Here is a 19,878-nt window from a genome sequence, read left to right on the forward strand (position 1 = left end):
CGCTCCCAGTGCGATCAGCGCAGGCTGATGGTGGTATTCACGCCGCCGGCATCGACCGCGTCGTCAAACCAGCGCGCCGTTACCGTCTTCGTTTGCGTGTAGAACTGCACGACCTGCTTGCCGTACGGGCCCAGATCACCCAGCTTGGAGCCGCGCGAGCCGGTAAAGCTGAAGTACGGCACGGGCACCGGAATGGGAATGTTGATACCGACCTGCCCAACGTCGATCTCGCTCTGGAACTTGCGCGCCGTCGCACCGCTCTGCGTGAACAGGCCCACGCCGTTGCCGAACGGGTTGGCATTGACCAGCGCAATCGCATCGTCCAGCGTGGGCGCGGTCAGCACCAGCAGCACGGGGCCGAAGATTTCGTTGGTGTAGATGTCCATGTCGGTCTTCACGTCGGTAAAGACCGTGGGGCCGATGAAGTTGCCGTCTTCGTAACCGGCGACGCGCACATTGCGGCCGTCGAGCGCCAGCGTGGCGCCCTGCTGCACGCCCGATTCGATCAGGCCGAGAATGCGTTGCTTGGCGGCACGCGAGACGACGGGGCCGACGTCGGTACCCGGCTCGACACCGGCATTCACCTTGAGCGTTTTTGCCTTGGCGATCAAGTCCGGCACCCACTGCTGCGCGGCGCCCACCAGCACGACGACGGAGGTCGCCATGCAGCGTTGCCCCGCCGCGCCGAAGGCCGCACCCACCAGCGCATTGATGGCCTGCTCGCGATTCGCGTCCGGCAGCACCACGGCGTGGTTCTTGGCGCCCATCATCGATTGCACACGCTTGCCGTGCTCGCTGCCGAGGCGATAGACATGCGTGCCGACCGCGGTGGACCCGACAAACGAAATCGCCTTCACATGTTCGTGCGTGCACAGCGCATCCACCACATCCTTGCCGCCGTGCACGACGTTCAGCACGCCCGGCGGCACACCGGCCTCGAGCGCCAGTTCGACCAGCTGCATGGTCGACAGCGGATCCTGCTCCGACGGCTTGAGCACGAACGTGTTGCCGCACACGATCGCCATCGGAAACATCCACAGCGGAATCATGGCCGGGAAGTTGAACGGCGTGATGCCCGCGCACACGCCAATCGGCTGGCGCAGCGTGTAGGTGTCGACCGCGCCGGCCACGTTCTCCAGGAACTCGCCCTGCTGCAGCGAGCCTACCGAGCACGCGTGCTCCACCACCTCCAGCCCGCGGAATATGTCGCCTTCCGCATCGGGCAGCGTCTTGCCCTGCTCGGCCGTGAGCGTGCGGGCAATGCGCGGCGAGTGCTCGCGAATCAGCGCCTGGAACTTCAGCATGATGCGCATGCGCGCGCCGACCGGCGTGTTCTTCCACGTGGCAAACGCAGCGTGTGCGGAGCGGATGGCCGCGTCCACTTCGCCGGCCGTGGCAAACGGCACGCGCGCCAGCACTTCCTGCGTGGCGGGGTTCACGATGTCGCGCCATTCCTTCGACTGCGATTCGACAAACTCGCCGCCGATCAGCAGCTTGACGGTGGGCGGGGTGTCCTGCTGTGCAGCAGGCTTGGCGGAAGCGAGGGAAGCAACGGCGCTCATGGGAGTCTCCTGGCGATTCGGTATCGGTTGCGGTGGCGGTAGCGGTAATGGGTTCAATGCGGGACGGGCAAATCAGGCGAAGTCTTCTTCCCAGTACTCGCCTGGCATGCGGGCGGGCTGGGGCGTACGTTCAAGTTCGAGGCGGCGCAGTTCCACGCGCCGGATCTTTCCGGAAATGGTCTTGGGCAGCTCGCTGAACTGCAGGCGGCGGATGCGCTTGTAGGGCGCCAGCTTTTCGCGCGAGAAGAGGAACACGGCCCGTGCGAGTTCAGGACCGGCTTCGTAGCCCTGGCGCACCGTCACGAACGCCTTGGGCACGGAGAGGCGCAGCGGATCGGAACTCGGCACCACGGCGGCCTCGGCAATGGCCTCGTGCTCGATCAGCACGCTTTCCAGCTCGAAGGGGCTCAGCCGATAGTCGGACGACTTGAACACGTCGTCGGTGCGACCCACGTAGACGAAGTAGCCGTCGTCGCGGCGCATCGCCACGTCGGACGTGTGGTAATAGCCGTTGCGCATGGCCTCGCCCGTGGCTTTGGCGTTGTTGGCGTAGCCCTGCATCAGGCCGAGCGGGCGGTGCGAGAGCGGCAGCACGATCTCGCCTTCGCTGGCGGGCTGATCGTCGTGGTCGACCAGCTCCACGCGGTAGCCAGGCAGCGGGCGACCGACCGACCCTGGCACGACCGGCTGGCCCGGCGTGTTGCCGATCTGGCAGGTGGTCTCGGTCTGACCGAAGCCGTCGCGAATGGTCACGCCCCAGGCGCTGCGCACGCGCTCGATGATCTCGGGGTTCAGCGGCTCGCCCGCACCAACGATCTCGCGCAGCTTGACGGCGTACGACGCCAGCGGTTCCTGCACCAGCATGCGCCACACGGTGGGCGGCGCGCACAACGTGGTCACATTAAAGCGCACCAGCACATCCAGCGTGTCCTTCGGCACGAAGCGCGCGTAGTTGTAGACGAACACGCAGGCCTGCGCATTCCACGGCGCGAAGAAGCAGCTCCACGCGTGTTTCGCCCAGCCGGGTGAGCTGATGTTCCAGTGGATATCGCCAGGCTGCAGGCCGATCCAGTACATGGTCGACAGGTGGCCGACCGGATAGCTCTGGTGCGTGTGTTCGACGAGCTTCGGCTTGGACGTGGTGCCCGAGGTGAAATACAGCAGCAGCGGGTCGGTCGCCTTGGTCGGCCCGTCGGGCACGAACTGCGCGGGCGCATCGTAGGCTTCTGCCAGGTCGACCCAGCCATCGCGCTGCGCACCCACGGCGATGCGCTTGACGCTCGCATCCACACTATCGAACTTGTGCAACTCCGCCGCGTCGACGACCACGCAGTTCGCGCCGCCCAGTTCAACGCGGTCGCGCACGTCATCCGGCGATAGCTGCGTCGTGGCCGGCAGCACCACCGCACCGAGCTTCATCGCCGCGAGCATCACGTCCCACAGTTCAACGCGGTTCGGCAGCATCAGCAGCAGACGGTCACCACGCACGATGCCCAGCCCGCGCAGGAAGTTCGCCATGCGCGACGAGCGCTCCGACATCTGCGCAAACGAGAGCTTCAACCCACCGCCCTGCGCGTCATCGACGATCCACAGCGCCGGGTTGTCGTTGCCGCGCGCCATGACATCGAAGTAGTCGAGCGCCCAGTTGAACGTGTCCAGCTTCGGCCACGCAAACTCGCGATACGCGCGGTCGTAGTCGGTGCGATGGCGCAGCAGAAAATCGCGCGCTTCCACAAAACCCTGTGCTGCAGATACCGCTTCGTTCATCGTCGTCTCCTGGTCGGCGCGTTTGCGCTCTTTCGTATGCGGTCGATGTGCGCGGTGCGTGCTAGACGTGCCGTGCGATCACCATCCGCTGGACTTCGCTGGTGCCTTCGTAGATCTGGGTGATGCGTGCATCGCGGTAGTGGCGCTCGACGGCGTAGTCGGCCAGGTAGCCGTAGCCGCCGTGGATCTGGATGGCGTTGGAGCAGATTTCCTCGGCCAGTTCCGATGCGTAAAGTTTGGCCTGCGAGGCCTCCGACAGGCACGGCTTGTCTGCGCTGCGCAGGCGCGCCGCATGGTGAACGAGCAGGCGCGCCGCATTCAGGCGCGTGGCCATGTCGGCCAGCATATTGGCGATGGTCTGGTGCTCGCGCAGCGCCTTGCCGAACTGGATGCGCTCATTCGCGTAGTTGCGTGCCGCATCGAACGCGGCGCGCGCAATGCCCACGGCTTGTGCGGCAATGCCGATGCGTCCGCCTTCCAGGTTCGACAATGCGATCTTCAGGCCCTCACCGCGTTCACCCAGGAGGTTTTCCTCAGGCACCGCACAGTCTTCCAGCGTGATCGGGCAGGTGTCCGACGCGCGAATGCCAAGCTTGTGTTCGGGCCGCCCAACGTGAAAGCCCGGCGTGTCAGTCGGCACGATGAAGGCCGAGATGCCGCGCTTGCCCGCCTCAGGGTCCGTCACGGCAAAGACGATGGCGATGTTCGCGCGTGCGCCGTTGGTGACGAACTGCTTGTTGCCGTTGAGCACCCAATAACCGTCGCGCAGCACCGCACGCGTGCGCAGGTTGTTGGCCTCCGAGCCCGCATGCGGCTCGGTCAGGCAGAACGCGCCAATCGCGCGGCCGGTGGCCAGATCCGGCAGGTAACGCGCCTTCTGCGCCTCGGTGCCGAACTTGAGGATCGGGCCGCAGCCGACCGAGTTGTGCACGCTCATCATCGTCGCGCTGGCAGCGCAACCGGCGGCCACCTCTTCCAATGCGAGCGCATAGGCCAAGTAGTCGGTGTACGAACCGCCCCACTCCGCCGGCACGATCATGCCCAGCAGGCCCAGCTCGCCCATCTCGCGCACCACCTCGTCGGGCAAGGCGCCGTCACGGTCCCACTGCGCGGCGTTGGGCGCCAGGCGCTCGGTGGCAAAGTCGCGCGCAGCGTCGTGGATCATCCGCTGCTCTTCGGTATAGAAGTCGTCCATCGCTTGGCTCTTGCTTGTTTGCTGACCGGTGCCGCGTGACGCTGCCTGTGCAGGCGCCTTACACTGTGCAGCCTGCGGCGCTTGGGTTCGATGGGGAAAAGTGTAGGCACGCGGCTGGGCGGCTTCGATGCCCGTCACGATCAACTTGCGTGAGCGGATTTGCCATACCGATGAAAAACAACGAAAAAGGAACGGTCTCCGTCAGCCTCGTCAACGAGGCGGTGACGCGCGCCCGCGCGCATGGCGTGGACATGCAGCACATCATGGCCGCCGCGGGCATCACGCCGCAGATGCTGGCGCAGCCGCGCAGCCGTGTGTCATCGGCGCAGTACGGCGCGCTGTGGGCCGGCATTGCGCAGGCCATGGACGACGAGTTCTTCGGGCAGGATGCGCACCCCATGCGCTGGGGCAGCTTCGTGGCAATGACGCAGGCGGCGCTGACCGCGCGCACGGGCCGACAGGCGCTCGCACGGGCCACGGGTTTTCTGCGCCTGGTGCTGGACGATCTGCATGTGCGCGTTGAAGAAGACGATCAGCGTGTGCGTCTTGTCTTTGTGCACCGCAAGGGCACGCGGGTGCCGCCCATGTTCACCTACGCCACGTGGCTCATCATGGTCTACGGACTGGTGTGCTGGCTCGTGGGGCGGCGCATTCCGTTCATTGCCGCGCGCTTCCGTTGTGCGGCGCCGCAGGATGCGCAGGAATATCGCCTGATGTTCTGTGACGACATGGCGTTCAAGCACGATGCGTCGTTCGTCGACCTATCGCCGGACTTTCTTGACCTGCCGGTCATTCAGACGGCCGCGTCCAGCAAGACGTTCCTGCGCGACGCGCCGGGCAACTTCATCGTCAAGTACCGCAACCCGGATTCCTTCGCCGCGCGCGTGCGCAAGACGCTGCGCAATCTTCCCGTGGCCAGCTGGCCCGCGTCGGACGCAATGGCGCTCAAGCTGAACGTGGCCGAGGCCACCATGCGGCGGCGCCTGAAGCTGGAGGGCCACACGTATCAGTCGATCAAGGACGACCTGCGGCGCGACATTGCCATCGGCCAGTTGCAGGACACGCGCCGCACCATCGCCGACATTGCCGTCGCGGTCGGCTTTGCCGAACCGAGCGCCTTTCACCGCGCCTTCCGCAAATGGACCGGCATGCGGCCAACGGACTATCGGCTGGCCGGCGCAGGCTGAGGCTGCGCGGCGACCGCGTCCCCGGCCGTGCCGCTCACTTCCCGCAGCGTCTCCAGAAACGCCTTGAGCACCGGCGAGTGATCGTCCACACGATAGTGGACGTACAGCGGCACAGCAGGCAGCGCCGGCTCCAGCGGGCGGAAGACCACACCGGGCGGCGCCAGACTGGCCGTCGAGCCAGGCAGCAGCGCCACACCAAAGCCCGCGCTCACCAGCGCCAACAGCGTTTGCACTTCGGTCACCTGTTGGCGCACGAGCGGCGCAAAGCCGGCCTGGATGCACAGATGCAGCAGGTGATCAGCAAAGCGCGATCGCTTGGATTCGAACGCAACAAACGGCTCGCCGGCAAACTCGCCGAGGGCCAGGCTGGTGTGCCCGGCCAGGCGATGCGTGGCGGGCAACGCCATCACGATCGGCTCGTGCTGCAGCAGTTCGCTGCGCACGGCGGGGTCTTCCTGCCCCAGCCGGAAGATGCATGCATCGATGCGGCGCTCTTTGAGCGCGGCCACCTGAGCGGCGGGCGTCATCTCTTGCAAGCGCCATTCAACGCCGGGGTAGCGCTCGCGAAACTGGCGTAGCGCTTCGGGCAGCAGCCCCACCATCACCGAGCTGATCATGCCGATTTCCAGCTCGCCAACCTGGCCGCGGCCCGCCTGCCGGGTGAGGTCCAGCGCGCGGTTGAGCTGGGCGAACACCAGCGGCGCCTGCTCCTTGAGCGTGCGCCCGGCCGCCGTCAGTTCCACGCGGTGGTGACTACGCACAAACAGCGGCGTGCCGATCTCGTCTTCCAGCAGCCGGATCTGCTGGCTCAGCGGCGGCTGCGACATGAACAGGCGCGCCGCCGCCCGGCCGAAGTGCAGCTCGTCGGCCAGCACCGAGAAATAACGCAGCAGGCGGATGTCCACGGTATGCGCTACGCCTTCAGGTCGAAGCTGAGCGGCGTCTCGCGCTGGCGCTTGCCGGTCAGCCGGAAGATGGCGTTGGCAAGGGCGGGCGCCACCGGCGGGTTGGCCAGTTCGCCCACACCACCGGGCTTGTCGCGGTTGCCATCGATGATGACGATGTCGATGGCGGGCATGTCCGACATGCGCATCACGGGGTAGTCATGGAAGTTGCTTTGCTGCACCGCGCCGCCCTGGATGTCGATGCGATCGAACAGCGCGTGGCCGAGGCCCCACATCAGCCCGCCATATAGCTGCTCTTCCACGCCGGTGCGCGAGACGGCCAAGCCGACGTCTGCCACGCACGTGAGTTTTTCGATGACGACGCGGCCGTCCTTGCGGGCCACCTGGGCCACCACGGCGATGTAGCTGTCATACGCCTGATGCGTGGCGACGCCCAGGGCGTGTCCATGCGCCGCCTTGCCCCACCCGGCGCGTTGCGCGGCGGTGCGCAGCACGTGCACATGCCGCGGCCGCTCGGCCATGTGTGCGACGCGAAAGTCGACTGCGTCGCGCTTGGCCGCCACGGCCAGCTCGTCCATGAAGCTCTCGGTGGCGAACACGTTGGGGATAAAGCTGACCGCCCGGTACCAGCCAGTCGGGATACCGGTCTCGTGCCGGACCCAGCCGATATCCATATGGTTGGCCCGGTACGGAAAATCCCACTTCGAGATGGCCTCGGTGGTGCTGTAATCCATGCGGTCGGGGCGGTCGAAGTAGCCCGGCTCCCACTGTTCCGGCGATGCGGGCGACACCGCGCGGATGCGCAGCGCATCGAGCCGGCCCTGCGCATCAAGCGCGCCTTCGAGGCGGTGATACGTGGCGGGGTGGCCGTACAGCGCGCGCATCTCGTCTTCGCGGCTGTTCATCAGCTTGATCGGCACGCCGGTCTTCTTTGCAAGATAGCTCGCCTCGAACAGCCAGTATTTGCTCTCGCGCGCACCAAAGCTGCCGCCCGACACCATCTCGTGCAGCACTACCTTGTCGCGCGGCACACCGCAGATCGTCTCGGCCGCTTCCATGGCGGTGGATGGCACCTGGATGCCGCCCCAGTATTGGATCGCGCCGTCCTTGAACCATGCGGTGATGTTGACGGGCTCCAGCGGGTTCTGCTGCTTGTAGGGCATGCGGTAGGCCGCGTCGATGCGCTTTGCGCCGTGGGCCATCGCCACGTCCGTGTTGCCGGTCTGCACGGTGTGCACAACGCGCGCCTTGCCGCTGGCGAGCCAAGCGGCCTGGTGCTGGGCGACATGGCCGCTGTCGAAATCGGCGAAGGCGCTGTCGCCCCACTCGACCTTGAGCGCCGCGCGGCCCTTGTTGGCCGCCCAGTAGTCGTCGGCCAGCACGGCCACGCCCTCCTGATTGCCGCCCAGCACATCGGGCCGCATCGGGATGGTGATGACCTGGCGCACGCCGCGCACCTTCAGCGCCTCGGCGCTGTCGATGCGGCGCACACGCGCGCCGGGCATGGGCGCACGCTGCACCACTGCCACCAGCATGCCTGGCAACGACACGTCGATGCCGTATTGGAACCGGCCTGTGGCCTTGGCCAGCGCATCGCGCTTGTGGCGCAGCTTGCCGATGTATTTGAAATCCGCCGGGTTCTTCAGCGTCACGTTGGCAGGCGCAGGCAGGCGGCCCGCAGCATCGGCCAATTCGCCGTAGGTGGCCTTGCGGCCGTCACTGCAGATGACGGTGCCGCCGGCCGTGCCGCAGTTGGCGGCGGGCACACCCCAGCGTTGCGCCGCTGCACTCACGAGCATTGCGCGCGCCGTGGCGCCGGCTTGCCGCAGGCGCGCATATTCGAGCGACACACTGGTGCTGCCGCCGGTGGAATACACCTTCCAGATCGGGTGGATGTATTCAAGAAAGAACGGGTCTTCTGGCGTGATGACGGCAATGTGCATCGGGTCGACATCCAGCTCTTCGGCCACGCACGCCGCCAGCGCGGTTTGCGTGCCGGTGCCGGAATCGTGCTTGTGGACGACGATCTTCACGGTGTTGTCGGCCAGCACCCGCACCCAGGCATTGGGCTCGAACTCACCCGCAGCCACATCCTTGCCGGCAGCCAGCGCATCGGGCATGCGGAAGCCGACTGCCAGGCCCGCCGTCAGCAGCGCGCCTTGCTGCAGGAAACGGCGGCGCGAGGGTGCATGCAAATCACGCGGCGCGTTCATGCCTTGCCTCGCTCGTCGGCGGCACGCTTGATGGCCTGGCGAATGCGCCCGTAGGTGCCGCAGCGGCAGATGTTGCCCGCCATGGCATTCGTGATGGCTTCGTCGTTGACGGGCGTGCCTGCCGCCAACAACGCCGCAGCCGACATGATCTGCCCCGACTGGCAGTAGCCGCATTGCGGTACGTCTTCAGCTACCCAAGCGCGTTGCAGCGGGTGCGTGCCGTCTTTCGACAGGCCCTCGATGGTGGTCACGCTGTGTCCGGCCGCTGCCGATGCCGGCGTGATGCACGCGCGGATCGGCGCACCATCCAGATGGACGGTGCAGGCCCCGCAAAAGCCGCCGCCGCAGCCAAACTTGGTGCCCGTCAGTTTGAGCCGATCGCGCAGCACCCACAGCAGGGGCATGTCTGCATCGGCGTCATCCAGCGCGTGGGGCGCGCCATTGACCATAATCTCGGTCATCATTGTCTCCTCCAGAATCGGGCCGTCTCATGCGGCCGCGCCTGGCTGCAATATGAAGCCGCGCACGGGCACCCCGCCAGCGACGATTTCTGCCAGCCCGTGTAAGTCGAACTAACAGCTCACCTGCCGCCGCCATGTACAAGCGTTATCCGTCGATCCAGTCGATGCATGCCTTCCTGCAGGCCGCGCGCACCGGCAGCTTTACCAAGGCCGCGCAGCAACTGGACCTGACACACAGCGCGATCAGCCAGCAGATCCGCTCGCTGGAGGAGTTCATCGGCCAGCCGCTGTTCGTGCGTGAGGCGGGCGGCATCGTGCTGACCGATGCGGGTCAGCTCTTCGCGAGCATGCTGACCGACGGCTTCGGGCAGGTGGACCGGGCGCTGTCTTCGGTGCGCAACCGGCACGTGCCGCAAACGCTCATCGTCGATGTCGACAGCGAGCTGGCGCAGGGCTGGCTCAATGCGCGCCTGCCGCAGTTGCTGGCGGCGCTGCCCGGCTACCAGGTGATGTTCCTGTCGACCACGCGCGGCGAACGGCCGTCGTTCGAGCGCGTAGATGTCTCGCTGCGCTACGGCTATGGCGAATGGGATGACTGCGAGATGGCCCTGATCTGTGGCGACCACGTCACCGCGGTGGCAGCGCCGGCACTGCTGGAACGCCATGGCGTGCAGGCGCCGCTGGCCCCATCGGCCGCGACGGCGCTGCCGTTGCTGGGCTACACGCGGCGCTCGTGGATTCCATGGCTTGACGCCGCCGGCCTGGAGCCGCTGGAACCCGCCGTGGTGGCGGCCTTCGACAACGCCGCCAACATGGTCGCCGCAGCTGAGGCCGGCATTGGCGTGGCGCTCGTCCGCGGGCTGCTCGCAGCCGATGCGCTGCAGCATCAGCGCCTCGTCCCGCTGACGGACGTCGCCATCCCCGCGCACTACAACCTGTATGCCGTCTGGCAGCGCGGGCAGGGGCAGCGTGCGCAGGCCGTGGTGAGCGCGGTGCAACAACTCGCACGCGACACGCTGGGCGGCTGAGGCCGCTTCTCCCTCCGGCCGCTTGCCGATATCGGCAACGTATCAAGACCGCCGCCAAATAGTATTGGCCGGCCCCCGGCCCTGACTCCGATACTGCGCCCCAAGCAGCACGCATCCGGCATCACGCGATCCGGCGAGGGGAAGGCACACGCCTAGCAAAGAGCGCCGCGCTGCAGGACGTGCCTGCCCTCACCGGGAAGCCATCACGCGCTTCCTCCCAGTCATCAGGAGATCCAACGATGATCATCGACATCAGCTGCTACCCCACCGACCTGGTGGACCTCGCGTGGTGGCACGACGGCGACCCCTTTACCGGCGAGCGCCTGCTCGAAATGATGGACGGCCCTTACATGATCAACGGCAAGCCGCGCCGTATTGACAAGGCCTTCATCCAGCCGCCGCAGGGCAACACCATCTACACCTGGACGGACGGCGAGCTTTCGGGCCGCGAATCCATCGACGCCTACATGGCGTACACGCTCAAGATGGTGCAGACGTACCCCGACCGCTTCCTCGGCTGCTTCGTCTACAACCCGCGCTGCGGCGTGCAGAACGGCGTGGAGGCCATCGAGCGCTACGTCAAGGAACACGGTTTCAAGATGGTCCAGATGCAGGCCAACATGCACGCCTACCGGCCGGACCGCGCGCTCGACTGGGTGATGCCCGCGTTCGAGAAATGTGCCGAGCTGGGCGTGCCCGTCAAGCTGCATACGGGCGACGGCCCCTACAGCATTCCGTCGGAATGGATTCCGATGATCAAGCGCTTCCCGAACGTCGATTTCATCATGGCGCACTTCGGCGTGCAGACCGGCGGCGTCTACGTGTTCGAGCCGATGCAGTGGGCGATGGAGCTGCCTAACGTGTATTGCGAATCGGGCTGGTGCCTGCAGTCGCGCGTCGTCGAATTTGCCAAGGTGCTGCCCAAGCACAAGATCCTGTTCGGCACCGACACGCCGCCCAACGAGCCCGGCATGTGGCTACGCCTGCTGGAAGTGCTCTGCATGGACCCGCCGCAAGGCCTGAACCTCGATGAAGACACGCTCGAGGATTACCTGGGCAACAACATCGCCCGCATGATCGGCCTGGAGCCGACCCGTCCGCCCAAGACCGTGGCCGAAGCCGAAGCGCAGCTCGCGCTGGCTGCCGCCTGAGCCACCGCAGACCGCACGGAGCGCAACACATGATTATCGATACCCATCTGCACCCGACCAACCTCGTCGACGAGGCCTGGCGCCACACCGGCACGCCGTTCAACGGCGAGCGCATGATCCAGCTGATGGACGGCCCGTACATGATCAACGGCAAGCCCCGCCGCATCGACATGGGCTTCATCCAGCCGCCACCGGGCAACACCGGCTACCGCGACGGCAACCGCCGCGGCCGTGAAGGCATTCGCGACTACATGGCGTACATCGCCGAACTCACGCAGAAGTACCCGGACCGCTTCATCGGCAACTTCACCTACAACCCGCGCTGGGGCCCGGAGAACGGCGCGGCGGAGCTGGAATTCCACATCAAGGAATACGGCTTCAAGATGGTCAAGCTGCACGCCAACATGCACGGCTATCGGCCCGACCGCGCGCTCGACTGGCTGCGCCCGGCGATGAAGGTCTGCGCCAAGTACAACATCGTGGTGCTGATCCACACCGGCGATGGCCCGTACACCATCCCGACGATGTTCTACCCGATCATCCGCGAGTTCCCGATGGTGAACTTCATCATCGGTCACTTCGGTATCCAGACCGGCGGCAACTACTCGTTCGAAGCCTTCTGGATGGCGATGGACACGCCCAATGTGTACTGCGAATCGGGCTGGTGCTTCCAGTCGCGCATCGTCGAATTTGCGAAGCAGCTGCCGCGCGACAAGATCGTCTTCGGGACCGATTCGCCGCCCAACGAGCCCGGCATGTGGCTGCGTGAGCTGGAGGTGCTGTGCTCGGCGCCGCCGCAGGGGCTGGGCATCGATGAGGACCACCTCGAAGACTATCTGGGCAACAACATTGCGCGACTGGTCGGCATCGAGCCCACCAAGCCGCCCAAGGACCTGGCCGAGGCGGAGCTTCGCCTGAAGTCGACCTACGTCCAGACAGCAGAAGCGGCCTGAGCGCCGATCCCGCGGGCGCCGTGCCTCTGTGGTGTTCGGCGCCCGCCTCTAGCGAGGTGTGCCATGAGCATGACCCGGCTTGGCGAAGGCCAGGATTTCCACGTCTTCGCCAATCTCTATCGCGAGCTGTATCCCGAAGATGTGCTGACGGTACGCCACGGCATCTCCGCCGACCAGGACGTCACCGCCGTCATCGATCAGCTTGCTGCGCGCAACCAGACCCCCATGCTGGTCTGCGAGCAGGTCAGCGGCCTGCAGGTGCCGCTGGTCACCAACGTCTTTGCCTCGCGGTCACGGCTGGCACGGTTGTTCGACGTCTTGCCGCATCAACTGCACGATGCCTTCCAGGCGCGCGCCAATGCGCCCATCGCACCGCGTGTGGTCTCGCACGGCCCCATCACCGACGAGGTGATCGAAGGCGACGCGGTCGACGTTGCGCTGCTGCCGATGATCAAGCACTTCGAGAGCGACCGCGCGCCCTACATCACCAACGCCATCATCGTGGCCGAGGACCCGGTGACGGGCGTGTGCAACATGAGCTATCACCGTTCGATGCGCCATGCACGCAACGCATTGGCGACGAGCCTGCACTCGCGCGGCCACCTGTGGCGCATGCTGCAGACCGCGCGCGAACGCGGCGACGTGCTGCGCGTGGCGATGGTGGTAGGCGCGCATCCGCTGTTCATGCTGGCCGCCGCCGCCCGCCTGCCCTTTGGCGCCGACGAACGCGCGGTGGCGGGTGGCCTGCTCGGCGCGCCGCTCGATATCGTCCGCACGCCGCGCTACGGCATCGGCGTGCCGGCGGCAGCGGAGTTCGTCCTCGAAGGCACCATCGACCCCGCGGCGTATGCCGAGGAAGGCCCGTTCGGTGAATTCACCGGCTATTCGTCCGACCGCTCCACCAACAATGTGCTGCGCATCGATGCCCTGATGCGCCGGCGCGATGCCTGGCTGGTCGACGTGGTGGGCGGTCCGTACGCCGAGCACCTGACGCTGGCCCGCCTGCCGCGCGAGGCCGAGATGAGCGAGAAGCTCAAGGCGCGCTTCCCATCGGTGACGGCGCTGCACTATCCGAACTCGGGCACGCACTTCCATTGCTACGTGGCGCTCAACCCGACGCGCGACGGCGAGGCGCGGCAGGTCATGCTGGCGCTGCTCGGCTGGGATCCGTACCTCAAGACCGTGATTGCCGTGGATTCCGATATCGACCTGCAACAGGACGAACAGGTGCTGTGGGCCATGGCCACACACTTCCAGCCGCACCAGGATGTGTTCATGGTCGATGGCCTGCCCGGCAGCCCGCTTGATCCGTCATCGTCCGTCCACGGCACGACATCACGCATGGGCATCGACGCCACGCGCGGTGCCGGCTTCGAAGGCATCCGCGCACGCATCGATCCGCAGGCCATTGCCCGCGCGGGCGACATCCTGCGCCAGGCCGGAGTGCGTCCATGAGCGCGCGCCATCCTCGCGCTCCCGCCCGGCCGCGCATGGTGGTCGGCATCAGCGGGGCATCGGGCTTCATCTACGGCGTGCGGCTGCTCGAACTGCTGCGCGCGCTTGATGTGGAGACGCATCTGGTCGTCACGCGTTCTGCGCTGCTGACGATGGCGCACGAGACGCCGTACAAGCTCGCCGACGTGATCGATCGCGCCACGCATTACCACCGCGCGGACGACATGGCCGCCGGCATTGCCAGCGGCTCGTTCCGCGCGCTGGGCATGATCGTGGCGCCGTGCTCGATGAAGTCTTTGGCGGAAATTGCCACGGGCGTCTCGTCGACGCTGCTGACACGCGCGGCAGACGTGACGCTCAAGGAGCGCCGTCCGCTTGTACTGATGGCGCGCGAGACGCCATTCACGCTCGCACACCTGCGCAACATGCAGACCGTCACGGAGATGGGCGCCATCGTCGCGCCGCCCGTGCCGGCCTTCTACGCGCGCCCTAATACGTTGGACGACATGATCGACCACACCCTCGGCCGCGTGCTCGACCTGTTCGGGCTCGATGCCGGCACCGCCCTGCGCTGGGGCGAAGAAGCCTTACCTGCCTTAGTCCGTACCCCACCCACGCTCGACAAGGAGACAACATGAAACCCCAAGCCACGGCCCACGCCACGCTTCCCGGCCCGAACACCAAGATTCCGGTCACCATCCTCACCGGCTTTCTTGGTGCCGGCAAAACCACGCTGTTGAACTTCATCCTGCGCGAAAACCACGGCCGCAAGATCGCCGTGATCGAAAACGAGTTTGGTGAAGTCGGCATCGACGGCGGCCTGGTCATGGCCTCGGAAAACGAAGAGATCTACGAGATGGTCAACGGCTGCGTGTGCTGCACGGCCGAGGTGCGCGAAGACCTCGTGCGCATCGTGCGCCAGCTCGTCGCGCGGCCCGAACGGCTCGACCACATCCTGGTGGAAACCAGCGGCCTGGCCGATCCGTATCCGGTGGCGCAGTCGTTCTTCATCGACGATCCGATTGCCGAACATGTCGAGCTTGACGCCATCGTCACCATGGTCGACGCCAAGCACATCGCCGCGCATCTGGACGACCTGCAGCTGGACGGTGTCGACAACCAGGCCGTCGACCAGATCGTCTGCGCGGACCGCATCGTCATCAACAAGGTGGACCTTGTGGGCCGCGATGATATCGACGCGCTGCGCGGGCGCATCCGCGGCTTGAACGCCACGGCCGACATCGTCACCTCCAGCTATGCCGAGGTCGATCTGAACAAGATCATCGGTGTCGGCGCGTTCGAGGCGACGCAGAAGCTGCTGGAGATCGGCGCAGACGCCGGCCACGGCGAGCATGACGCGCACGACCATGAACATCACCACGAACATGAACATGCTCACGCCAACGCTCACGAGCATGACCATGAGCACGAACATGAGCACGAGCACCAGCACGATCCGAGCGTCTCGTCCGTGGGTTTTGACGTACCGGCCGACGTGGACCTCGTGCGCTTCCACGCGTGGATCGACACCCTGCGCACCGAACAGGCGGAAACGCTGTTCCGCATGAAGGGCATCCTGGCCGTGAAAGGGCAGGCGCAGCGCTACGTGCTGCAGGGCGTGCACAGCCTCATCGACTTTCGCGCAACGCAGCCGTGGGGCAGCGAAGCGCGCAGCAGCAAGATCGTCTTCATCGGCCGCGACCTCGATCGTGCGGCCCTGCAGGACGGTTTCAACGCGTGTCTGGCGGCGTGAGCATGCCATGACATGACATCCCCCTGACCCGAGGGCGGCTCCTGGCACGCCCCGGGCATGACAACGATAGGAGACAACCATGACAACAGCCGTACACCCGGTCGACCAGATTCTGTCGACCCGACAGATGTTGACGTTGGGCTTGCAGCATATGGCGGTGTCGTACATCGGCGCCATCGCGGTGCCGATGATCATCGCGTCGGCGCTCAAGATGTCGCAGGCGGACACCATTGTGCTCATCAGCACCACGTTGTTCTGCTCGGGCATCGCCACGCTGTTACAGACCATCGGGTTCTGGAAGTTCGGGGTACGGCTGCCGATCCTGCAGGGGGTGGCGTTCAGCAGCGTGGGGCCGGTGATTGCCATCGGCACCAACCCTGCCGTAGGTTTCGCGGGCGTGTGCGGTGCGGTCATTGCGGCCGGGCTGTTTACGCTGCTCGCCGCACCGCTGGTGGGGCGGCTGCGGCGATTTTTTCCACCGGTGGTCACGGGCTGCATCGTGACCGTCATCGGCCTGCAGCTCTTTCCCGTCGCGTATGACTGGGTGGGCGGCGGACGCAACGCTGCCAACTTCGGTGCGCCGTCGTACCTGCTGGTTGCCGTGGTCGTGGTTGCCACCATCCTGCTCATCAACCGCTTCGGCAGCCCGCTGCTGCGCAACCTTGCTGTGCTGGTGGGCATGATCGTCGGCACGTTGCTCGGCTGCGCCATGGGCATGGGCAACTTTCACGGCGTGGCAGACGCGCCGTGGGTCACGCTGCCGGTGCCGTTCCACTTCGGGGTGCCCGTGTTTGCCGTGGTTCCCGCACTCACCATGATCGTGGTGATGATCGTGCAGATGGTCGAATCGATGGGACTGTTCCTGGCTATTGGCGACATTGTCGAAAAGCCAATCGAAGAAGAGGAAGCCATCAACGGCCTGCGCGCCAACGGCCTGGCCAGCGCCATTGCCGGCATGTTCGCGGCCTTCCCGTTCATTGCGTTCATGGAGAACGTCGGGCTGGTGGTGCTGACCGGTGTGCGCAGCCGCTGGGTGGTGGCTGTGAGCGGCGCGCTGATGTGTCTCGTAGCGCTCGTGCCCAAGGCCGGCGCCGTGATTGCGGCCACGCCATCGGCCGCATTGGGCGGCGCCGGCATTGCCATGTTCGGCGTGGTGGCCGCTGCGGGCATCCAGACCCTGGCGCGCGTCGACTATGAACACAACCGCTACAACGTCCTGATCGTGGGCTTCACGATTGCCGCCGCGCTGGTGCCGGTGCTGGCGCCCACGCTGTTCAAGGCCCTGCCCGACTGGACGCAACCGTTCCTGCACAGCGGCGTGGTCATCGCCTGCCTGGTCTCCGTAGCGTTGAACCTGCTGCTCAACGGCACCGAAGAAGCGCACGTGCCCGCGTCTGTGGTGCGTACGGCCGGCCGCGCCTGATTTTCCAATGGACATTTCCATGCACAACACGCCTCAAGACATCCTCATCCACCGCCCCATGGCCGTCATGACCGGCCTGCGCGGTGACGCCGCACGCGCCGGTGCGGTCGATATCCGCATCGCCGGGGGCCGCATCGCCGAGATGGGCGCAGACCTCACGCCCCGCCCCGGCGAGCGCGTCATCGACGCCAGCGACTGCATCGTCTACCCGGGCTGGATCAACACGCACCATCACCTGTTCCAGAACCTGCTCAAGGCCGTGCCGGAAGGCATGAACCAGGACCTGCAAGGGTGGCTCGCCAGCGTGCCTTATCCGCGCCTGCCGCTGTTCACGCCGGAATTGATGCGCACAGCTGCGCGCCTGGGCATGGCGGAGCTGCTGCTGTCGGGCGCCACCACCTGCGCCGACCACCACTACCTCTATCACGCAGGCGGCGGCACCGAATCGGGCGACATGCTGTTCGACGTGGCAGACGAGTTCGGCATGCGCTTCGTGCTCTGCCGCGGCGGCGCCATCGAATCGGCCAGCAGCCACCCGGGCTTTTCGAAGACGGCGCTGCGGCCTGAAACGCTCGACCAGATGCTGGCCGACATCGAGCGGCTCAAACACCGCTATCACGACGACGCCCCCGATTCGATGCGCCGCGTGGCGGTGGCACCGACCACACCGACGTTCTCATTGCCGCCGGCATTGCTGGTCGAGCTGGCCCATGCGGCGCGCGGCATGCACTTGCGCATGCATACGCATCTGTCGGAGACCGACAACTACGTTCGCTTCTGCCGCGAGAAATACAACTGTCTACCGGTGGAGTTCGTGGCCGAGCACGAGTGGCTGGGCCCGGACGTCTGGTTTGCGCACCTCGTGCACTTGCAGCCGTCAGAGATCCGCATGCTCGCCCAGACGGGCAGCGGCATCGCGCACTGCCCCGTCAGCAACAGCCGGCTGGGCAGCGGCATCGCGCCGGTACCGCAACTGGCCGCGGCCGGCGTGCCGGTGTCATTGGGCGTGGATGGCGTAGCGTCCAACGAATCGGGCAGCATGACCGGCGAGGTCAACACCGCCTGGCTGATCCACCGTGCCGCGCAAGGCGCCAGTGCCACCACTGCTGAAGATGTCATTCACTGGGCCACCGCAGGCGGCGCACGCGTGCTCGGCTTGAGTGAAGTCGGCACGCTGCAGGTCGGGCAAGCAGCCGATCTGGTGCTCTACGACATCAACCACCCGCGCTTCTACGGCTTCCACGACCCGGCGCTCGCGCCCGTGGTGGCCGGCGAGCCCATCACGGTGCGCACCAGCATCATCGGCGGGCGCGTCGTGGTAGACGAGGGCGTGGTGTGCGGACTGGATGTGGCAAGCATCCGTGCTGAAGCCAGCCAGGGTGTGGCGGACCTGATGGCATGCGCCTGACGGTTCAGGCGTCGAGCCGCAGCGCCATGTGTTCTTCGTCGTAGAAGCGATGGCCGACACGCATGGCGCGGCGCTCGATGCCGAAGGTCTCGAAACCCGCGTTGCGATACAGCGCTTGCGCACGCGGGTTTTCAGCGTTCACGCAGAGATGGATTTGCAGCACCCGTGCAGCACGCGCATGCGCAATGGCGGCATTCAGCAGACGGCCGGCAATACCGGCCCGCCGATGTGCGGGGTCAACAAATACGCCCCACAGCACGGCTTTGTGCGCGACTTGCGCAAGCGCTTCACGCCGCAACCCGGCAATGCCAATCAGTTCAGCCTCTGCAAACGCCCCAAACACGATCTGATGGTCAGTCGTACGGATGCGGTTGCGGGTTTCTTCCAGCGTGCGCCCCGACTCTTCATCGTGCGTCGGCCAGATGGCAGTGGGCGCGTCTTGAATGGCCTTCAGGCGGAGCACCTTGAAGGGTTCGGCATCGTCGTCGGTCAACGGGCGGATGGCGATGTCGCTCATGGCTGTTTGGCCTCCACGGTGAACGCATCGCCGGTCTCAAAGAATGCACCGCCTGCGAGGTAGTGCACGGTCTTGCTGCCCGCATCGGTAAAGTGCCAGCGGCCGTTGCTGAACAGCGCAGGGTCTGCCCAGGCGGCTGTCACTTCGGCGATGAACAGGTCGTAGCGTTTCTCGTTGTGCGGCTCGGGAATGACGCGGCATTCCAGCCACCCTGCGCAACCTGCCACCAGCGGTACGTCGATCGTGCGGGCGGGCATGGTGGCAAGGCCGAGCGCATCGAACTTGTCGCCGTCGCGGCCCGAGAGCGTGCCTACTGTGAGCGTGGTTTCGGCAATGGAGCGGGTGGGAATGTTGAGCGCAAACACGCCCGAGGCTTCGATCAGCTCGCGTGTGAGTGTGCGGCTGTCGACCACGACAAGCACCTTGGGCGGGTCAAAGTCGAGCGGCATCGCCCAGGCCGCTGCCATGACGTTGCGCACGCCGTTGTAGGCGCTGGTGACCAGCGTGGTCGGACCGTGGTTCAGGAGGCGGTAGCACTTCGCCAGTTCTACTGGAGCGAGTGTGGGGAAATTGGGCATGATGGCGAGGGGACTAGGGGGAGGCGTCATCATAGGTCACTGGGGGTGGATGTGTTGGGGGTGGTTTCTCGATGTTTTTTTGTTGGTGGTCCACCTCCCTTTCGTTCCCTGCCGGGACCGACTTACTTTTCTTTGTCTTGCCAAAGAAAAGTAAGCAAAAGAAAGGCGAGCCCGAGATGGCGACATCCCCTTGAATTTGTGTGACCGCGCGGGGAAGGAGGCAAACTCGCTGCGCTCAGACAAGCCTCCTTCCTTGATCCGCCCGCTCACACAAATTCAAGGCGCCATCAAGGGCTCAACGTCAAAAGAAAAAGGCCAACCC

General features: G+C 65.8%; 17 protein-coding genes. 9 read left to right on the forward strand and 8 right to left on the reverse strand.

The window, feature by feature from the left end:
* Positions 1 to 14: 14 nt before the first annotated feature.
* The 3 genes from BM136_RS13405 to BM136_RS13415 form a co-directional block, all read right to left on the reverse strand.
* The gene (locus tag BM136_RS13405) at positions 15 to 1,562 is read right to left on the reverse strand and encodes a CoA-acylating methylmalonate-semialdehyde dehydrogenase (RefSeq protein ID WP_092972291.1); all 1,548 of its coding nucleotides are present in this window, start codon (positions 1,560 to 1,562) and stop codon (positions 15 to 17) included.
* A gap of 72 nt (positions 1,563 to 1,634) precedes the next feature.
* Positions 1,635 to 3,329, reverse strand: a complete 1,695-nt coding sequence (locus tag BM136_RS13410; RefSeq protein WP_092972292.1) for an AMP-binding protein — start codon at positions 3,327 to 3,329, stop codon at positions 1,635 to 1,637.
* Positions 3,330 to 3,390: 61 nt separating this feature from the next.
* The gene (locus BM136_RS13415; RefSeq protein ID WP_092972331.1) at positions 3,391 to 4,524 is read right to left on the reverse strand and encodes an acyl-CoA dehydrogenase; all 1,134 of its coding nucleotides are present in this window, start codon (positions 4,522 to 4,524) and stop codon (positions 3,391 to 3,393) included.
* A 170-nt stretch (positions 4,525 to 4,694) separates the two neighbouring features.
* Between BM136_RS13415 and BM136_RS13420 the strand changes: the two genes are divergently transcribed.
* The gene (locus BM136_RS13420) at positions 4,695 to 5,711 is read left to right on the forward strand and encodes an AraC family transcriptional regulator (protein WP_175537131.1); all 1,017 of its coding nucleotides are present in this window, start codon (positions 4,695 to 4,697) and stop codon (positions 5,709 to 5,711) included.
* Here the strand turns inward: BM136_RS13420 and BM136_RS13425 are convergent.
* The 3 genes from BM136_RS13425 to BM136_RS13435 are packed head-to-tail and all read right to left on the reverse strand — an operon-like array spanning position 5,687 to position 9,290.
* Positions 5,687 to 6,616, reverse strand: coding sequence for a LysR family transcriptional regulator (locus tag BM136_RS13425; RefSeq protein ID WP_092972293.1), 930 nt, complete (start codon positions 6,614 to 6,616; stop codon positions 5,687 to 5,689). The genes BM136_RS13420 and BM136_RS13425 overlap by 25 nt on opposite strands.
* Positions 6,617 to 6,624: 8 nt before the next feature.
* Positions 6,625 to 8,829 (reverse strand): xanthine dehydrogenase family protein molybdopterin-binding subunit, encoded by a 2,205-nt coding sequence (locus tag BM136_RS13430; protein ID WP_092972294.1) that lies wholly within the window; start codon positions 8,827 to 8,829, stop codon positions 6,625 to 6,627.
* A complete protein-coding gene (locus BM136_RS13435) occupies positions 8,826 to 9,290 on the reverse strand; it encodes a (2Fe-2S)-binding protein (protein ID WP_027679408.1) in 465 nt (154 codons plus the stop codon). Before BM136_RS13435 ends, BM136_RS13430 begins: the two co-directional genes overlap by 4 nt.
* 134 nt (positions 9,291 to 9,424) lie before the next feature.
* Here BM136_RS13435 and BM136_RS13440 point away from each other — a divergent pair, with 134 nt between their 5' ends.
* The 8 genes from BM136_RS13440 to BM136_RS13475 all read left to right on the forward strand — a co-directional run bounded on the left by BM136_RS13440 (position 9,425) and on the right by BM136_RS13475 (position 18,461).
* On the forward strand, positions 9,425 to 10,318 hold the full coding sequence (locus tag BM136_RS13440; protein WP_092972295.1) for a LysR family transcriptional regulator: 894 nt from the start codon (positions 9,425 to 9,427) through the stop codon (positions 10,316 to 10,318).
* A gap of 239 nt (positions 10,319 to 10,557) precedes the next feature.
* Positions 10,558 to 11,469 (forward strand): amidohydrolase family protein, encoded by a 912-nt coding sequence (locus BM136_RS13445; protein ID WP_092972296.1) that lies wholly within the window; start codon positions 10,558 to 10,560, stop codon positions 11,467 to 11,469.
* A gap of 29 nt (positions 11,470 to 11,498) precedes the next feature.
* Positions 11,499 to 12,422 carry an amidohydrolase family protein gene (locus tag BM136_RS13450; RefSeq protein ID WP_027679411.1) on the forward strand — a complete coding sequence of 308 codons (924 nt, stop codon included), beginning with the start codon at positions 11,499 to 11,501 and terminating at the stop codon, positions 12,420 to 12,422.
* A 63-nt stretch (positions 12,423 to 12,485) separates the two neighbouring features.
* The gene (locus tag BM136_RS13455) at positions 12,486 to 13,877 is read left to right on the forward strand and encodes a UbiD family decarboxylase (RefSeq protein WP_092972297.1); all 1,392 of its coding nucleotides are present in this window, start codon (positions 12,486 to 12,488) and stop codon (positions 13,875 to 13,877) included.
* Positions 13,874 to 14,515: a UbiX family flavin prenyltransferase gene (locus tag BM136_RS13460; RefSeq protein ID WP_217649360.1), complete on the forward strand. Its 642-nt coding sequence runs from the start codon at positions 13,874 to 13,876 to the stop codon at positions 14,513 to 14,515. The genes BM136_RS13455 and BM136_RS13460 overlap by 4 nt, the downstream gene beginning before the upstream one ends.
* Positions 14,512 to 15,630 carry a CobW family GTP-binding protein gene (locus BM136_RS13465; RefSeq protein WP_092972299.1) on the forward strand — a complete coding sequence of 373 codons (1,119 nt, stop codon included), beginning with the start codon at positions 14,512 to 14,514 and terminating at the stop codon, positions 15,628 to 15,630. The genes BM136_RS13460 and BM136_RS13465 overlap by 4 nt, the downstream gene beginning before the upstream one ends.
* A 79-nt stretch (positions 15,631 to 15,709) precedes the next feature.
* Positions 15,710 to 17,053 carry a nucleobase:cation symporter-2 family protein gene (locus tag BM136_RS13470; protein WP_092972300.1) on the forward strand — a complete coding sequence of 448 codons (1,344 nt, stop codon included), beginning with the start codon at positions 15,710 to 15,712 and terminating at the stop codon, positions 17,051 to 17,053.
* A gap of 19 nt (positions 17,054 to 17,072) precedes the next feature.
* Positions 17,073 to 18,461: an amidohydrolase family protein gene (locus BM136_RS13475; RefSeq protein ID WP_092972333.1), complete on the forward strand. Its 1,389-nt coding sequence runs from the start codon at positions 17,073 to 17,075 to the stop codon at positions 18,459 to 18,461.
* A gap of 4 nt (positions 18,462 to 18,465) precedes the next feature.
* Here the strand turns inward: BM136_RS13475 and BM136_RS13480 are convergent, their stop codons facing one another.
* Together BM136_RS13480 and BM136_RS13485 are read right to left on the reverse strand one after the other, a co-directional pair.
* Positions 18,466 to 18,978, reverse strand: a complete 513-nt coding sequence (locus BM136_RS13480) for a GNAT family N-acetyltransferase (RefSeq protein WP_092972301.1) — start codon at positions 18,976 to 18,978, stop codon at positions 18,466 to 18,468.
* The gene (locus tag BM136_RS13485; RefSeq protein WP_092972302.1) at positions 18,975 to 19,589 is read right to left on the reverse strand and encodes a flavin reductase family protein; all 615 of its coding nucleotides are present in this window, start codon (positions 19,587 to 19,589) and stop codon (positions 18,975 to 18,977) included. The genes BM136_RS13480 and BM136_RS13485 overlap by 4 nt, the downstream gene beginning before the upstream one ends.
* Between the last annotated feature and the right edge of the window lie 289 nt (positions 19,590 to 19,878).

It is taken from the genome of Ralstonia sp. NFACC01, assembly GCF_900115545.1.
GTDB lineage: Bacteria > Pseudomonadota > Gammaproteobacteria > Burkholderiales > Burkholderiaceae > Ralstonia > Ralstonia mojiangensis.

Bases quoted from the DNA above. Each gene is read 5' to 3' on its own strand.
- BM136_RS13455 (WP_092972297.1), top strand. From the start codon at position 12,486: ATGAGCATGACCCGGCTTGGCGAAGGCCAGGATTTCCACGTCTTCGCC.
- BM136_RS13485 (WP_092972302.1), bottom strand. From the start codon at position 19,589: ATGATGACGCCTCCCCCTAGTCCCCTCGCCATCATGCCCAATTTCCCC.
- BM136_RS13405 (WP_092972291.1), bottom strand. From the start codon at position 1,562: ATGAGCGCCGTTGCTTCCCTCGCTTCCGCCAAGCCTGCTGCACAGCAG.
- BM136_RS13480 (WP_092972301.1), bottom strand. From the start codon at position 18,978: ATGAGCGACATCGCCATCCGCCCGTTGACCGACGACGATGCCGAACCC.
- BM136_RS13465 (WP_092972299.1), top strand. From the start codon at position 14,512: ATGAAACCCCAAGCCACGGCCCACGCCACGCTTCCCGGCCCGAACACC.
- BM136_RS13410 (WP_092972292.1), bottom strand. From the start codon at position 3,329: ATGAACGAAGCGGTATCTGCAGCACAGGGTTTTGTGGAAGCGCGCGAT.
- BM136_RS13470 (WP_092972300.1), top strand. From the start codon at position 15,710: ATGACAACAGCCGTACACCCGGTCGACCAGATTCTGTCGACCCGACAG.
- BM136_RS13450 (WP_027679411.1), top strand. From the start codon at position 11,499: ATGATTATCGATACCCATCTGCACCCGACCAACCTCGTCGACGAGGCC.
- BM136_RS13435 (WP_027679408.1), bottom strand. From the start codon at position 9,290: ATGACCGAGATTATGGTCAATGGCGCGCCCCACGCGCTGGATGACGCC.
- BM136_RS13445 (WP_092972296.1), top strand. From the start codon at position 10,558: ATGATCATCGACATCAGCTGCTACCCCACCGACCTGGTGGACCTCGCG.
- BM136_RS13460 (WP_217649360.1), top strand. From the start codon at position 13,874: ATGAGCGCGCGCCATCCTCGCGCTCCCGCCCGGCCGCGCATGGTGGTC.
- BM136_RS13420 (WP_175537131.1), top strand. From the start codon at position 4,695: ATGAAAAACAACGAAAAAGGAACGGTCTCCGTCAGCCTCGTCAACGAG.
- BM136_RS13440 (WP_092972295.1), top strand. From the start codon at position 9,425: ATGTACAAGCGTTATCCGTCGATCCAGTCGATGCATGCCTTCCTGCAG.
- BM136_RS13415 (WP_092972331.1), bottom strand. From the start codon at position 4,524: ATGGACGACTTCTATACCGAAGAGCAGCGGATGATCCACGACGCTGCG.
- BM136_RS13430 (WP_092972294.1), bottom strand. From the start codon at position 8,829: ATGAACGCGCCGCGTGATTTGCATGCACCCTCGCGCCGCCGTTTCCTG.
- BM136_RS13475 (WP_092972333.1), top strand. From the start codon at position 17,073: ATGCACAACACGCCTCAAGACATCCTCATCCACCGCCCCATGGCCGTC.